At 73.8% G+C, this 15159-nt stretch carries 11 protein-coding genes and 1 tRNA gene; 7 read left to right on the top strand and 5 right to left on the bottom strand.

All coding sequences use genetic code 11. The annotated features are described in order from the left end of the window. Positions 1-43 precede the first annotated feature (43 nt). Entirely contained in the window at positions 44-1420 is a 1377-nt protein-coding gene (locus ABT345_RS16450; RefSeq protein WP_345089569.1) for a tyrosine-type recombinase/integrase, read from the top strand. Positions 1421-1562: 142 nt separating this feature from the next. Here ABT345_RS16450 and ABT345_RS16445 read toward each other — a convergent pair. Together ABT345_RS16445 and ABT345_RS16440 are read right to left on the bottom strand one after the other, a co-directional pair. Beyond that, a tRNA-Ser gene (locus ABT345_RS16445) sits at positions 1563-1650 on the bottom strand. A gap of 43 nt (positions 1651-1693) precedes the next feature. Further along, entirely contained in the window at positions 1694-3271 is a 1578-nt protein-coding gene (locus ABT345_RS16440; RefSeq protein ID WP_345089566.1) for a trypsin-like peptidase domain-containing protein, read from the bottom strand. 378 nt (positions 3272-3649) lie between these two features. Here ABT345_RS16440 and ABT345_RS16435 point away from each other — a divergent pair, with 378 nt between their 5' ends. The 3 genes from ABT345_RS16435 (at position 3650) to ABT345_RS16425 (ending at position 6643) form a co-directional block, all read left to right on the top strand. Continuing rightward, positions 3650-4498 (top strand): glycerophosphodiester phosphodiesterase, encoded by an 849-nt coding sequence (locus ABT345_RS16435; protein WP_345089563.1) that lies wholly within the window; start codon positions 3650-3652, stop codon positions 4496-4498. Between the two features lie 53 nt (positions 4499-4551). Next, a complete protein-coding gene (locus ABT345_RS16430; RefSeq protein ID WP_386461057.1) occupies positions 4552-5394 on the top strand; it encodes an ATP-binding protein in 843 nt (280 codons plus the stop codon). Between the two features lie 280 nt (positions 5395-5674). Then, on the top strand, positions 5675-6643 hold the full coding sequence (locus ABT345_RS16425; RefSeq protein ID WP_345089557.1) for a DUF5926 family protein: 969 nt from the start codon (positions 5675-5677) through the stop codon (positions 6641-6643). 630 nt (positions 6644-7273) lie between these two features. On the opposite strand, the gene ABT345_RS16420 is transcribed toward ABT345_RS16425, so the two are convergent. Further along, on the bottom strand, positions 7274-7978 hold the full coding sequence (locus ABT345_RS16420) for a bifunctional DNA primase/polymerase (protein WP_345089554.1): 705 nt from the start codon (positions 7976-7978) through the stop codon (positions 7274-7276). Between the two features lie 653 nt (positions 7979-8631). Here ABT345_RS16420 and ABT345_RS16415 point away from each other — a divergent pair. Together ABT345_RS16415 and ABT345_RS16410 are read left to right on the top strand one after the other, a co-directional pair. Further along, positions 8632-10383, top strand: coding sequence for a PP2C family protein-serine/threonine phosphatase (locus ABT345_RS16415; protein ID WP_345089551.1), 1752 nt, complete (start codon positions 8632-8634; stop codon positions 10381-10383). Between the two features lie 81 nt (positions 10384-10464). Continuing rightward, the gene (locus tag ABT345_RS16410; RefSeq protein WP_345089547.1) at positions 10465-11928 is read left to right on the top strand and encodes an aminopeptidase P family protein; all 1464 of its coding nucleotides are present in this window, start codon (positions 10465-10467) and stop codon (positions 11926-11928) included. 71 nt (positions 11929-11999) lie between these two features. On the opposite strand, the gene ABT345_RS16405 is transcribed toward ABT345_RS16410, so the two are convergent. Beyond that, a complete protein-coding gene (locus ABT345_RS16405; protein WP_345089544.1) occupies positions 12000-12278 on the bottom strand; it encodes a DUF1876 domain-containing protein in 279 nt (92 codons plus the stop codon). Positions 12279-12377: 99 nt separating this feature from the next. Then, positions 12378-13046 (bottom strand): TetR/AcrR family transcriptional regulator, encoded by a 669-nt coding sequence (locus ABT345_RS16400; RefSeq protein WP_345089541.1) that lies wholly within the window; start codon positions 13044-13046, stop codon positions 12378-12380. Positions 13047-13496: 450 nt separating this feature from the next. Here ABT345_RS16400 and ABT345_RS16395 point away from each other — a divergent pair, with 450 nt between their 5' ends. Beyond that, a complete protein-coding gene (locus tag ABT345_RS16395; protein WP_345089538.1) occupies positions 13497-14846 on the top strand; it encodes a glycosyltransferase family 87 protein in 1350 nt (449 codons plus the stop codon). Positions 14847-15159 lie beyond the last annotated feature (313 nt).

Raw genomic sequence — 15159 nt, 5'->3', positions numbered from 1 at the left:
CCTTCGTGGCCGGGCCCACTCCATTGTCAGGAGAACCCATTCAGTGCTGACCTTTGAATTCACGGCCTACACCATCCGGGAAAGGGCGAACCGCCCCAAGCCCTTTCAGCTTCGCTGGAAGGTGGGCCCTCGCATTCACTCAAAGAGCTACAAGACAAAGACGCTTGCCGACGGACGCCGCTCCCAGCTGATGGCAGCGGCACAGCGCGGCGAACAGTTCGACGTGGAAACCGGGCTCCCGAAGTCCGAGCTGGAAGCGTCCAAGCCCAAGCTGACCTGGCTCGACCACGCAAAGGATTACGCCCGGATGAAGTGGTCCGAAGCAGCATCGGCGAAGGGCCGAGCCACTCGCGCCGACGCGCTCGCGGCCGTATCCGCCGCTCTGGTTCAAGACATGCGAGGAGCACCCAAACCAGCTGTACTACGCCGCGCACTGACCGGCTACGCCTTCAATTTCTCTGAGCACCGCACGCCGCCTCCCGACCACCTCGCCGCGGCGCTCACCTGGATTTCGGGAAAATCCGTCCCCATGTCATCGCTGGAGGACGACTCCGAGGTGATCCGTATCGCCTTGAAGGCACTGAGCACACGGCTCGATGGCAAGAAGGCCGCGGCGACGACCATCACGAACCGCCGTACGGTCTTCAACAACGCCCTCCGGTACGCCGTGGAACGAAAGCTCCTCACGGCCAATCCGCTGCCGTCCATCGACTGGTCTCCGCCGCCGACGGACGACGAAATCGACCTGCGGTACGTCCCGAACCCCCAGCAGGCGAAGGCCCTGATCGACGCCGTCGGGACGCTCGGCCCCCGCGGTGAGCATCTCCAGGCGTTCTTCGCGTGCATCTACTACGCGGCTACTCGTCCGGCCGAGGCCATGAATCTCCGGAAGGCCGACTGCACCCTTCCCGAAACCGGATGGGGCGTCCTGCTGCTCTCGGGCAGCGCATCCCGCGTCGGCGCCGCTTGGACCGACGACGGCGAGTCCTACGAAGAACGCGGCCTGAAGCACCGGGCTCGCTCCGCCGTCCGTGACGTGCCCATACCGCCCGAGTTGGTGAAGATGCTGCTCGCCCACATCGAGCGGTACGGCGTGGCGCCGGACGGCCGACTGTTCCGGGCGGCACAAGGCGGGATCGTGCTCAGCAAGGAGTACTCGGAGATCTGGCAGAAGGCGCGGAAGGCGGCGCTCACCGAGACGCAGGTGCTGCACCACTTCGCGGAGGTGCCGTACACCGGCCGGAAGGCGGGCATCTCGTTCTGGCTCGCTTCCGGCGTCGACTCCACCGAAGTCGCCCGCCGCGCCGGCCACAGCGTGGCCGTCCTCAACAAGTTCTACGCCAAGGTCCTGGACGGCCGGCGGGAGCACGCCAACACCCTGATCGAGCACGCCATGCGTGCGGCCGAAGCCGCGGAATGAGCCGGTGATCCCGGTCCACGGCTGGTCCACACAGGCTGATCCCGCCCTGGACATCCGTGACACAGAGTGAGACACCAAGCAGAAGGGAGGGGCCCCGGGTTTCCCCGAAAGCCCCTCCCACCTGCATGTTCACTGCTCCCTGCGGAGGCTGTGGGATTTGAACCCACGGTGAGGGATCACCTCACGACAGTTTTCAAGACTGTTCCCTTAGGCCGCTCGGGCAAGCCTCCCCGCGGCAGCGCCGGGGCGGTGCCGCGGGGTCAGGGTAGCGCGTCACTTGTCTCCTGTGCGCTGGCCCAGGGTGACTTCGGCGGTGTGCTCCTTGCCGTCGCGCTGGAAGGTCAGGGTGATCTTGTCGCCGGGCTTGTGCTGCCAGATCTCGCTGATCAGGGTGGGGCCGCTGTCGATGACGGTGTCGTCGAGCTTGGTGATCGTGTCGCCGGGGCGCAGGCCCGCGCGGTCCGCCGGGCCGTTCGGGGTGACGGAGTCGGAGCCGCCGTTTCCGGTCTCGGCGATGGTCGCGCCGTTGCCGGTGTCCTTCATCGAGACCTGGACGCCGATCTGCGGGTAGACCGGCTGGCCCGTACGGATCAGGTCCTGGGCGACGCGGCGGGCCTGGTCGATCGGGATGGCGAAGCCGAGGCCGATGCTGCCGGACTGTTCGCCCTCGCCGCCCATGCCGCCGTTGCCGGCCGACTGGATCGCGGAGTTGATGCCGATGACGTTGCCGCCGGCGTCCATCAGGGGGCCGCCGGAGTTGCCGGGGTTGATGGACGCGTCCGTCTGGAGGGCGCTCATGTACGAGGCGCTGGAGCCGCCGCCGTCGCTGGAGGCGACCGGGCGGTCCTTGGCGCTGATGATGCCGGTGGTGACGGTGCCGGAGAGGCCGAAGGGCGCGCCGATGGCGATGGTGGCGTCGCCGACCTGCACCTGGGAGGACTTGCCTAGCGGCAGCGGGTTCAGCTTGGCGTCGGAGGCGTTCTTCAGCTTGATGACGGCGACGTCGTAGCCCTGGGCCCGGCCGACGACCTCGGCGGCGTACTTCTTGCCGTCGGAGAACGTCGCGGTGAGCTTGCCGCCCTCGGCGGCGCTGGCGACGACGTGGTTGTTGGTGAGGATGTGGCCCTGCTTGTCGTAGACGAAGCCGGTGCCGGTGCCGCCCTCGCCGGTCGCGCCCTGTGCCTCGATGGTGACGACGCTGGGCAGCGCCTTCGCCGCTATCCCGGCGACGGAGGTGGGCTTGCGGTTGAGCGCGCCGGCGTCGCCGGGCGCGGTGACCGTCGTCGAGGAGCCCTCGTTGCGGCCCGCGGCCCAGAAGCCGATGCCGCCGCCGACACCGCCCGCGACCAGCGCGGCCACCAGGACCGCGGCGACGAGACCGCCGTTGCGCCGGCGGGGCGGCTGCCCCTCCGGGGTGCCCCAGCCGTTGCCGCCACCGCCGCCGTACGGGGGCTGCTGCGCGCCCCAGCCACCGCCGCCGCCGTACGCGGGCAGCTGACCGGTCGGCTCACCACCGGGGGCGCCCGGAGCGCCGTACGCGCCGGGGGCGGACGGGCCGGGCGCGCCGTGGCCCGGCTCGCCGGGGTGCCCGGCGGGGCCGTGCGGCGGTTCGTGGCCGGAGGCCGCCGGGCCGGGGGGCACGGGCCCGGACGCGACGGGTCCGGAAGCCGCGCCACCGGGTGCCGCGGCGCCGGGCGGGGCCGGGGGCGCCGCGGGCGGGGGCGGGGTGCCCGGGGCCGGTGGGGCAGCCGGGGCGGCGGAGGCGGACGTGGGTGCGCCGGCCGACGCCTGGGGCGCCGTCTGCGGCTCGGCCTCCGGCGGGACGGAAGCGCCCTCGTTCTCGGTGCTCACAGCTCTCTCCTCGCTCACGACTGTGCCGGCCCGCGGTCCGTCCCTGGGCGGCGTCGGTGAACCGGGGCGCCCAGGGGCGCTCCGGTCCGCCGCGGTACGGGGCGGGCTCCGGTGTCCGGACGTTCCGGTCCTCGGTGCCGGGGACGCACCCGCGGGACCACGGACCGGGCTCCAGGATTCCGGATCCCGGCGGTCCGGGCGAGTCCCGGCCGGTCCGGGGCGGCCTCGGCCTCAGCCTTTCCCACCGTGCGTCAGCGCACCGTAAGGCGAGGCTGTGACCGTCCCCATCCTTGATGCCGGACCCGTACGGCGCATCCCCTGTAGCCGCCCCCGGTCAGCTCGGGGCGGCCCCGGGACGGCGGATGGCACGATAACGCGGTGAACTGTGCACGCCCCGCCCAGGACTCCGGTCCGGGCCGTCCCGCCCCGTCCGTCGTCGCCCACCGGGGCGCTTCCGAGGACGCCCCCGAGCACACGCTCGCCGCGTACCGGAAGGCCATCGAGGACGGCGCGGACGCGCTGGAGTGCGACGTCCGGCTCACCGCGGACGGCCATCTGGTGTGCGTGCACGACCGGCGGGTGAACCGCACGTCCAACGGGCGCGGCGCCGTCTCCGCCCTGGAGCTGGCCGACCTCGCCACGCTCGACTTCGGCTCCTGGAAGGCCACGGCGGACGAGCCGGAGGCGCCGGACCGGCGGTACGCGGACCCGGAGCGGACCGGCGTGCTGACCCTGGAGCGGCTCCTGGAGCTGGTCGCGGACGCCGACCGGCGTGTCGAGCTGGCCATCGAGACCAAACACCCCACCCGCTGGGCCGGACAGGTGGAGGAGCGGCTGGTCACCCTCCTCGACCGCTTCGGGCACACCGCGCGGCCGGGGCGCCCGGTGGCGGAGCGGCCCGCGGTGCGGGTGATGAGCTTCTCGGCCCGTTCGCTGCACCGGTTGCGGGCCGCGGCGCCGGAGATCCCGTCGGTGTATCTGATGCAGTTCCTCACGCCGCGCCTGCGCGACGGACGGCTGCCGCCCGGTGTCTCCATCGCCGGCCCCGGCATCCGCATCCTGCGGGCCCACCCGGAGTACGTCGAGCGCGCCCACCGCGCCGGGCACCGCGTCCATGTGTGGACGGTCAACGAGCCCGAGGACGTCGCGCTCTGCCGCGATCTCGGCGTGGACGCGGTCATCACGAACCGCCCGAAACAGGTACGGAACCAGCTCGGCCTCGGGTAGCCGCCCCCTTCGTCCGTGCGCCCGCGCCTGCGCCCTGTGGGACCACATGTCGGATGCGTCACTGCTCGGTATGTGGCCGGTTTCCGGTCCAGTCCATTGGGGAATTCATCCCGTGGCGTGGGGCAAAGGAGGTCTCGGGGGTGGCGTTGATGGTGGCGCAGGAGGTGCCGACGTCGTCGATCATGGCCGTGCCCCATGGTCCGGCGGGCGTGGGGATGGCCAGGCGACGCATGCGTGGCGAGCTGTCGGCAAGAGGAATTCCGGACACGGTTATCGATGATGCGGCGCTGGTGCTGTCCGAGCTGCTGAGCAACGCCTGCCGGCACGCCCGCCCGCTGGACGCGAAGCATCTGCCCGGCCCGGCCCGTGACGGCTTCGGGCGCCCGGGCGGCGCGTACGGCTCGCACTCCGGGGGCGCGTACGGGCCGCGCCAGGAGGGCGCCGCGTACGGGCCGGAGGACGACCGGGAGGACGCGCCGTCCGAGGCGGTGCTCGCCTCCTGGCGGGTGGACGACCGGGAGCGGCTGACGGTCGCGGTCACCGACGGCGGCGGGCCGACCCGGCCCCGCCCGGCCACGCCCTCGATCACCGCCCGCGGCGGCCGGGGCCTGGCCATCATCCGTTCGCTCTCCCGCGACTGGGGCGTGCGCGACGTGATCGAGGGCGAGACGACGGTCTGGGCCGAGCTGTCGCTGCGGGACGCCTTCGCCGACCGCGTCGCACTCGCGCCGACGGCCCCGCCGACCGCCACCGTGCCCGCTCCGGGCCCGGAGGCCGCGTACGCGGAGTGCGCGGGTTCCGCCGCCCGGGGCGGCCTGCCGGGCCTGCCCGAGCTGTCGGACCTCGCCGACCTCTCCGCCTTCCCGGACCTCGACGACCCGCTGCCGCCGCGCTGAGACGGCGGACGGGCCGGCGGCGCCGGGCCGGGCGGACGCCCCCGGCGCGTGCCCTGCGCCACGCGCCCCCGCAACGCCCGCTCCCGCCCTCGGCCGGTCCGCACCCCGGGCACCCCGCGCCGCAGCCGCCGCGCACCGCGCGGATCCGGCCACGCCGCGGGCCCGCGCACGCGGCGCGCGGCGTACCGCGTCCTCGGCCGGAGCGCCCGCGCGCGTACTCCTCTAGGCTCGCGCCGACACGCGTCCACACGCACCGGATCGACCAGGAGACACCGCCGCCATGGCCAAGAAGCGCCGCCCCCAGCCCCAGGCCGCCGCACGTTCCGCCCACGACGGGCCGGTGCCGGTCGTCGGTGCCCGGGAGCCCTGCCCGTGCGGTTCCGGCCGCCGCTACAAGGCCTGCCACGGCCGGAGCGCGGCGCAGGCCGTCACCGAGCTGGTGCGGCGGCCCTTCGAGGGACTGCCCGGCGAGTGCGACTGGGTCGCGCTGCGCGAGCTGGTGCCCGCCGCGACCGCCCCGCTGACGCTGAAGGGCGGGCTGCCCGAGGGCGTGCCGTCGGTGACGCTGGCGACGGTGCTGCCGATGGCGTGGCCCGCGCTGCGCCGGGACGACGGTTCGGTCCTGCTCGGGCTGCAGAACGACACCTCCTCGGGCGACCTCAGCCGTGACCTCGCGGACACCCTGCAGCGCGCGCTGGTCGCCGAGCCGGGCACCCCGGTGACCGCCGGGCGGCCCGACGCCGACGGCCCGCGCCTCCAGGACCTGCTGGACACCGAGGCGCCCTTCGCGCCGGAGGTCCACACCGGGTTCGAGTTCTGGGTGGAGAACGCCGACCAGGCGTCCGCCGAGGTCGCCGCGTCCCTGGAGCGGGCGAACGCCGCCGCCCTGCCCACCGCCCGGATCGCCGGTCTGGAGGGCGCGTACTGGTGCGAGGCGCCCGGCAAGAACCATCTGCGCTGGGTGACCGCGCACCCGGAGGAGCGGCTGCTGGACGCGCTCGCCCGGTTGCACGCCGCCGGGGAGTCGTCGCTCGGCGAGGACACCCGGCTGGTCGGCTCGTTCCGCGCGCACGGGCTCGTCGTCCCGGTGTGGGATCTGCCGTCGTCGATGAGCGCCGAGGACGTCACGGCGCCGGCGGTCGCGTTCGGTGAGCGGCTGACGAAGGCGCTCGCCGACGAGACGCCGCTGACCTCGGAGGAGCGCCGGGCGCGCGGCGGCCTCACCAACCGTCAGGTCACGCTCAGCTGACAGTGACCGTCCCGGACGCTCCGACGTGACTCCCGTCACAACCCCCTCTACTTACGGGTAAAGAGGCGTCCGGAATACCGCGATCGAATTTGCGAACCGCCGATCTCTTGTTACGGTTCTAGGAGCCCGGTCGCTGGTGCATCCCCCGTCGCCAGCGACCGGGCGTTTCCATGTCCGCGGCCGGGTGTTCCGCCCCCGCCGCGCCCGCGCCTCCCGCCCTCCCGTACGGCCGCCCGGCGCGCCCCACCGCTTCCCCTCCGGGCCCCGAAGCCCCGCCCCGTACCGCCCGTACGGCGTTTCCGTGGCCGCCCGAATCCCCGCCGGGCGCCGCGGAGTTGCCCGGTGCCGCGCACCGCGGCGTACGGACAGGGGCCGGGCCGGGCGGCGAGGAGTCGGGCGGCAGCCGCGGGATCGGGGCCGTGGGGAAAATGACAGAGCATCAGCTTCCGCCCGTACCGCAGCTCTTCCTGGCATATCGCTGCGCCATCCGGGTGATTTACGTGGCGAGTTGCCGGGCGGGGCCGCCCGGGGCCGTGGATCCGCGACATCGCCCGGAGGCGTCGTTCCCCGGGGCCGCGGGGGCGCGCGCACCGCACGCGCGCGCCCGTCGGGGCCGCGGGGCGCCCCGCGTCAGTAGGCGAGGCGGCTGTCGTCCGGGGTGCGGTTGCCGGCGGTGACCAGGGCGTCGACGATCGTCGTCACGTCGGGCAGCCAGGGCGCCGCGGAGGTGGCGGCGGGGGCGCGCTCCCAGCGGACCGCACCGGCGCCGGTCTGCGAAGGCGGCAGCGCCAGATAGCCGCCGTCGCCGTGGAACCGCAGCGAGCCGGGCACCTCGTCCCGCGAGTGCAGCAGCTCACCCAACTCCGCGAGGTCGTACGGCGCGACGAGCAGCGCGACGCGGGCGGGGGTGGCGACCACCGGGCCGAGGCGGACGCCGAAGTGGTCCAGGGCGGCCAGCGCCCGCACTCCGGCGGCGGCCGGGAGGCTCACGGCGCACGGCGCACGGCCGCCGGTGGCGAGGATCACCGGGGCGTCGGGCCGGTTCGTCCACCACCAGCGGACCATCCGGGCGTCGGTGGTCGCCGCGAGCAGTCCGGGCTCGAAGGGGTGCGCGCCCGGTACGACGCACCCGGCGTCGGGACAGCTGCACCGTGGCGCCGCGCGTTCGCCGCGTCCGGACCGGCTGCCGGGCGGCCGGGCGCCGGAGCGGAGCCGTACGCCGGGCACCACCGGCCACCGCCATTCGGTGGCGCAGTGGAGCGCCGCACCGACCAGGGCCGACTTCCCGGTGCGCCGGAACAGGTACTTGCGTCGCCTTCCGAGGATCTCGCGCATGAGCGCTCGTTCCTTTCGTTAACGCCGAGGGTTGCGTCCATCGCACTACATGCCGGTTCGTCCCGCTGCGCGGCGCGTGGTGGGTCCTGATCGCCCGGCCCGGGGCCGGTCACGCCACGTGGAGCTTGGTCACCGCGTTGTCGAAGGGGCAGCGCATCACGCCGTACGCCGAGCGTGGAACGTGGCGGGAGGGGCGCGCCGTGAGGCGCTTGCGGTGCGGTGGTGCGATCTCGCCACTTGTGGGTGCGTCGCGGTCGTCTTCCGTAAGGACGCCCGTGCCCGCCGGCGGGTTCCGGTGCGGCCCCAACTGGCCCCGCATCTTTCGGAGTACGTACCCGCCATCGTGCATATGACGCGCTGCCGATCGCGGCCAGTCGACCTCAAATCGCCTTACCCAGGGCCCTTTTCAGGCCATCCGAAAGGTCCGCATGGGGGCCGCAAACCCTCATGGAACAGTGCTGGACATCACATCTCCGGTCCGTGTAGATGTGGAGGCGTGGAGAGCTGAGCGGCACGATATGGGGGTTTGCGATGCTATTCCGGGCAGAGAATCGGCGGCGGAGCCGCGCAACATCGCTCAACAAAAGGCTGCATTTCCCGCCCCGATCGGCGCTGACCTGGGGAAATGACCGAACCGTCGGACGCTGCCGCTCGTGAGCGCCCCCCATGTCCCGAATGTGGCCGGAATCGATCCTTCTGCTTCCGAACACACGCACACTGCCGCGACATCCCCGGCCGCCGGGCACCCCCACACCGCCGACCCGCCACCGGGACCGGACGCCCCCGAAGCCGGTGCCGCCCCGGTACCGGACGCCCCCGCCGACCCCGCGCCGCCCGACCGGACCGCCGTCGTCCACGACCGGCTGGCGGGCTGGATCTCCGGGCTGACGACCCTCCACGACCTCACCGAACGGCTCGCGCGCACCCGGACACCGGACGCGGCGCTCCACGAGGTGCTGCGGGCCGGCGCCACGCTCGTCGGCGCGCCCCGGGGCCTGCTCGTCCTCGAACCGGCCGACGGCCTCGGGCCCGTCACCACCACCGGCCTCGGCCTCGGCCACGCCGAGCTGGGCCAACTCGAAACCGTCCCGCGCACCGCCCTGGCGTACGGCCGCCTCCTCGACGGCCTGCCGGAGCCCACCGCCGGACCGGACCTCGCCGCCACCGGGCCGGGTGGCGCGCCCGCCGCCGGGCCGGGCCCCGAAGCCGCCGCCCGCCCGCACCCCACGCCCCCCGCGCACGACGAGCCGCCGCACGCCCCCGGCGCCCGCCCCGGGCCCGTGCCGGTGGCCGACGACGAGCCCGCCCTCGGCCATCCCGAACCCGCGGCCGACGCGGCACTCCCCGCGGCGGCCGGCCACCCCGGTGTCGCCGAGCCCGACGTCCTCGGGACGCCGGGGCTCGATCCGCGGGTGCGGGAGGTCGCGACGCGGCTCGGGTACGCGGCCAGTTACGCCGTACCGCTGGACGCCGCGCCCGTAGGGCGGCTCGGGGTCGCCGTCTGGCTCTACGACGAACCGGCCGAGCCCGACGGCCACCGCCGTTATCTGCTGGACCTCTACCGCGCGTACGCCGCCGAGCATCTGGCCCGCGTGCTGGAGCTGCACCGGCAGCGGCGGGCCGCGGCGGCGGTCGCCGAGGGGCTGTTGCCGCACTGGCTGCCCCGGGTGCCCGGGATCCGGCTGGCGGTGCGGCATGCGGCCGGGCCGCGCGGCGGCGGTGACTGGTTCGACGCGCTGCCGCTGCCGGACGGCGCCCTCGGGCTGGCCGTCGGCTCGGTCTCCGGGTACGGGCCCGACGCGGTCGCCGCGATGGGACGGCTGCGGGCGTCGCTGCGCGCGTACGCGGTGATGGAGGGCGAGGATCCGGTCGCCGTCCTCTCCGACCTGGAGCTGCTGCTGCGGCTGACCGAACCGGACCGCTCCGCCACCGTGCTGTTCGCCTTCACGGAGGCGCCGGGCGGGGCGCCCGCCGGTGCGCCGGGCGGCCCGGTGGCGGGGTCCGGCGGAACGTTCCCCCGCACGCTGACGCTGGCCGGGGCCGGGCACTGTCCGCCGCTGCTCACCGGGGAGCGCCGCACCGAGTTCGTCGAGACCTCGCTCTCCGCGCCGCTGACGATGCTGGCGTGCTGGGAGGCGCCGAGCGTGGAGATCGAACCGGCGCCCGGCGAGACGCTGCTGCTCTACAGCGACGGGCTGCTGCACCGCACCGGCGACGGCGCCGACCGCGCCCTCGCCCGGCTGCACGCGGCCGCCGCCGGGGCGCCCCGGGCCGTCCGCCGGGATCCCGAGGCCCTCGTCGACCATCTCCTGGGCCGCCTGCTGCCCCAAGGGCTCGACGACCCGGCCTCCCCGGAGGACGTCGTTCTGCTCGCCGTCCACTTCGAGGAAGGACGAAGTGCCTGAGACGTCACACCTTCCGCCCTCTGGACCGCTTTCTGTCCGCACATACGATGGAGTGCGGTTCAGTCTTTACTAGGAGGCACCGTGACGGACGAGCTCACCCCGGAGACCCCGGACGAGGACGAGCAGCCGATCAAGCAGCGCAAGAACGGCCTGTACCCGGGCGTCTCGGACGAGCTCGCCGCGAACATGCAGAGCGGCTGGGCCGACACCGAGCTGCGCGACCTGGAGCCGATCGAGCAGGCGCCGAACGCCGCCCGCCGCCGCGCCGCGCTCTCCGCGCGCTTCCCCGGCGAGCGCCTGGTGATCCCGGCGGGCAACCTCAAGACCCGCTCGAACGACACCGAGTACGACTTCCGCGCGTCGACGGAGTACGTCTACCTCACCGGCGACCAGACCGACGACAGCGTCCTGGTCCTGGAGCCCCGCGCCGGCGCCGACGGCCACGACGCGACGATCCACCGGCTGCCCCGCTCCAACCGTGAGAACGGCGAGTTCTGGCTCAACGGCATGGGCGAGCTGTGGGTCGGCCGCCGCAACAGCCTGACCGAGTCCGAGGCGCTGCTCGGCGTCCCCTGCAAGGACGTCCGCGAGCTGGCCGCCGCGCTGACCGAGGCGACCGGCCCGGTCCGCGTCGTCCGCGGTCACGACGCCGGTATCGAGGCGGCGCTGCGCGACAAGGTCACCGCCGAGCGGGACGAGGAGCTGCGCGTCTACCTCTCCGAGGCGCGCGTGGTGAAGGACGACTTCGAGATCGGCGAGCTGCAGAAGGCCGTCGACTCGACCGTCCGCGGCTTCGAGGACGTCGTGAAGGTCCTGGACAAGGCCGAGGCGACCTCCGAGCGGTACATCGAGGGCACGTTCTTCCTGCGCGCCCGCGTCGAGGGCAACGACGTCGGCTACGGCTCGATCTGCGCCGCCGGCCCGCACGCCACCACGCTGCACTGGGTCCGTAACAACGGCCCGGTCCGCTCCGGTGACCTGCTGCTCCTCGACGCCGGTGTGGAGACCAACAGCCTCTACACCGCGGACGTCACCCGCACCCTGCCGATCAACGGCCGCTACACCGACCTCCAGCGCAAGATCTACGACGCGGTGTACGAGGCCCAGGAGGCCGGTATCGCCGCGGTGAAGCCGGGCGCGAACTTCCGCGACTTCCACGACGCCTCGCAGCGCGTGCTGGCCGAGAAGCTCGTCGAGTGGGGCCTCGTCGAGGGCCCGGCCGAGCGCGTGCTGGAGCTGGGTCTGCAGCGCCGCTGGACGCTGCACGGCACCGGCCACATGCTCGGCCTGGACGTCCACGACTGCGCCGCGGCCCGCACCGAGGCGTACGTCAACGGCACGCTGGAGCCCGGCATGGTGCTGACCGTCGAGCCCGGTCTGTACTTCCAGGCGGACGACGTGACCGTCCCCGAGGAGTACCGCGGCATCGGCGTCCGGATCGAGGACGACATCCTCGTCACCGACGACGGCAACCGGAACCTCTCCTCCGCGCTGCCCCGGCGTTCCGAGGACGTCGAGGCGTGGATGGCCGAACTGCGCGGCTGACCCGCACCGACGCACGCCACGGCCGGTGGTCCCGGAAGGGGCCGCCGGCCGTGGCGTGTATGCGGCTCCGTTCAGACCGCTATCGGGTGCGACGTCCGGCCCGACGCCGCGTCGATCTCGCCGTGGGCCTTGGTCAGCAGCCGTTGCTCCACCTCGTGGAGGGCTCTCGCGGCCGCGACCTCCTCGCCGACGCGCGGCTGGTTGGAGTCGACCGGGTGGCGGCTGGCGTAGCCGTGCCCGCGTATCTCCGTGCCGTCCGGCAGCCGGACCAGCGCCGCGGCGCGGGTGTGGTGGGTGTCCTCCTGGAACTCCATCTCGATGTGCCAGCCGACCGCGGTGTTCACCGTCATGACGCTCACCTCCGGGGAGTCTCCTCTCCCTCCAGGGTGCGCCCGTCCGGCGCGGTCGTCAGTCCGTACGGCCCGGCCGCCGCTCCGGGCCGGCGGCCCTCACTCCGTGCGTTCCGTGCGCTGCCGTACGACGCCGGGGTCGGCGACCGGTGCCGCGCCGCCCGTCCGGTAGGCGCCGGCCAGGGTCGCCGCCCAGACCGCGGTGGCGGTGGACTCGGCGAGGTCCGCGTCGACCGGTCCGCGGGCGATGAGGATGCGGTAGTAGAAGGGCGCGCCGACGGCGGACATCACCGCTTCCGGGTCGGTGTCGGGCGGTACCTCGCCGCGCTCGATGCCGCGCCGCACCAGCTCTCCGGCCATCCGCAGCCGGTCGTGGAAGAAGTCGGCGAGCACGGTCTCGGCGCGGGAGTTGCGGCCGGCGGAGGAGACGACGGCTTCGACGAGGCGGCGCATCGGGGCCGCGGTGTAGAAGCTGCCGATGCGGCGGGCGAGCAGCCGCAGGTCCTCGGGGAGGTTGCCGCTGTCCGGGAGCGGGATGGCGGTGGACGCCTCCATGAGCAGTTCGCAGACGAGCCCCTCGACGGACCGCCAGCGCCGGTAGATCGTCGCGAGGTGGATTCCGGAGCGCTGGGCGATGCGCTCCATGCTCAGCGCGGCGAAACCGCCCTCGCTCAACTCGTGCTGCACGGCGGCGAGTACGGCCGCGCGGGTGCGGGCGGTGCGTCCTCCGGGGCGGATCTCTCCCGGCGGTTGGTGCGCGGGGGTCACAGCACCTCCGTATTGCAGTGTGGGGTCATGCCACGTATCGTCCGTGAAACACTAACGCGAGCGATTTCGCGTTAGGGTGCTGGTGTCGTTCTTACAGGGACGGGGACACGGCGGGGGATGCCCTCTCGCCCTGTGAGACGACGCCCCGCCTTCGTCACTCCCGGGCGCTCCGGGCGCCCGCCGCGGCATGACGACTCTCACATGGCGTCCGGCCGCCGCCGCATGATGCAATCGAGCGGACAACAGGGCCACAGGGCCGGAAACTTCGGCACTTTGTCCGGTTCATACCTGCACACCGCGCGTATACCTCTTGCGTATACTTGGCGTTTATAGTTGCGGTATGACCCTCCCTCTCCCCCCACTCGGCATGGGCATGGCGTATGCCCACCGAGCCGCCCGGCCCGCCTCGCCCGTCCCCGGCCCCCGGGCCCGCCGAGAGGCAGGCCGCTGATGGCTACGGACACCACGCACACCGACGGCACGGCGGCGGCCCCCACCCGCCGCGGCGGCTGGCGCTGGGACTGGCCGGTCCTGGCGGGCTGCGCCATCGCGGGGCTGAGCGTCGGGCTGGCCTCGCCGCCGAACACCTCGCAGCAGGCCTGGGGCCTGTGCAGCGCCGTCGGCTACGCGCTCGCCGCGATCCTCGCCGCCTGCTCGGTCCGCCGCTGGGGGCGGCTGCCCGCGATCGTCTCCGTCGCCGGCGCCGGTCTGGTGCCGCTGATCTATCTGACGGTGATCGACAAGGAGCAGATGGAGGTCGGCGTCATCCAGCGCGGCGCCAAGCTGCTCCTGGACACCGGGACGCCGTACATCGCCGACCCGCACACCGTCCCGCAGTTCAACCCGTACCTGCCCGGCATGTCGCTGTTCGGCATACCCGACGCGCTGTTCGGCGACAACCCGCTGACCAGCGCGCGCCTGTGGTCCCTCATCGGATTCCTGGCGGTCGTCCTGTGGGCGGTCCGCGTCCTGACCAAGGACCGCGGCCCGGCCCCGCTCGCCACGCCCGGCGGCGTCACCCCGAGCACCGGCGCCCTGTGGCTCATCGCCTGCCCCGTCCTCATCCTGCCGCTGACCATCGGCGGCGTGGACCCGCCGGTCATCGGCCTCATCGTGCTGGCCCTCGCCTTCCTCCAGCGGGACCGGCCCGGCGCCGCGGGCCTCGCGCTCGGCGTCGCGTCCGCCCTGAAGTGGACGGCGTGGCCGGCGATCCCGGTGGCGCTGGCCCTGCTCTGGGTGACGAAGGGGAAGGGCGCCGCGGCCAGGTGCGCGGCCGGTTCGGTCGGCCTCGCGGCGCTGGCCGCGCTGCCCGCCGCGCTGATCGACTCCAACGCCTTCCTCCAGAACGCGATCCTCTACCCGCTCGGCATGGGCGAGGCCAACTCCTCCGCGCAGAGCCCGCTGCTGGGCCACCTGATCGTGCTGCTGCTGCCGGAGATCGGCAAGACCGTGACGGTCGCGCTGATCGGCGTCAGCGCGCTCGGCGTCGCCGTCTCGCTGCTGGTCCGCCCGCCGCGGACGGTCATCGCCGCCGCCGACCGCCTCGCCATCGGCCTCCTCCTGGCGATCGTCCTCTCCCCCGCGACCCGCCTCGGCTACGCGATCTACCCGGTCGTCCTGATCTTCTGGCCCCGCTTCGCGGCGGCGCTGTCCCCGGTCGCGGACCTGAAGATTCCGCGGCAGCAGACGGACGAGCCCGCGCCGGCCGACGGAGGTACGGAGGCGGCCGACGCCGGTACAGGCGCGAAGTCCGGTACGGATGCGAAGTCCGGCACGGGCGCCGAAGCCGCCACGGGCTGACGCAGCGCACCACCGCATACGAAAGGGCCGGGCCCGGGGAACTCCCCCCGGGCCCGGCCCTTTTCACGTGTTCCATGTGTTTCGCGTGTCCGGCTCCATGTGTTTCACGTGTCCGGCCGGCTGCCGCTCCCGGTAGGTGACGAGGGCGGCGGCATCCTTCAGGAAGGGTTCCTGTCGGCCAGGAAGGGTTCCTGTCGGCAACGGGGCCGCGGTTCGGCTCGCCGCGCCCGGCCCCCGTCCCGGCTCCTGTCAGGCCGTCAGGCCCCACCGCCCGCCCGGCGCTTCGGGCCGGGCGTCGGGCGCAGACGTCGGT

Source organism: Streptomyces sp. NPDC000404 (genome assembly GCF_040300365.1).
In the GTDB taxonomy this organism is placed as follows: domain Bacteria; phylum Actinomycetota; class Actinomycetes; order Streptomycetales; family Streptomycetaceae; genus Streptomyces; species Streptomyces ramulosus.
The sequence above is the reverse complement of the archived record's forward strand: the minus strand, read 5'-3'. Positions and strand labels throughout refer to the sequence as shown.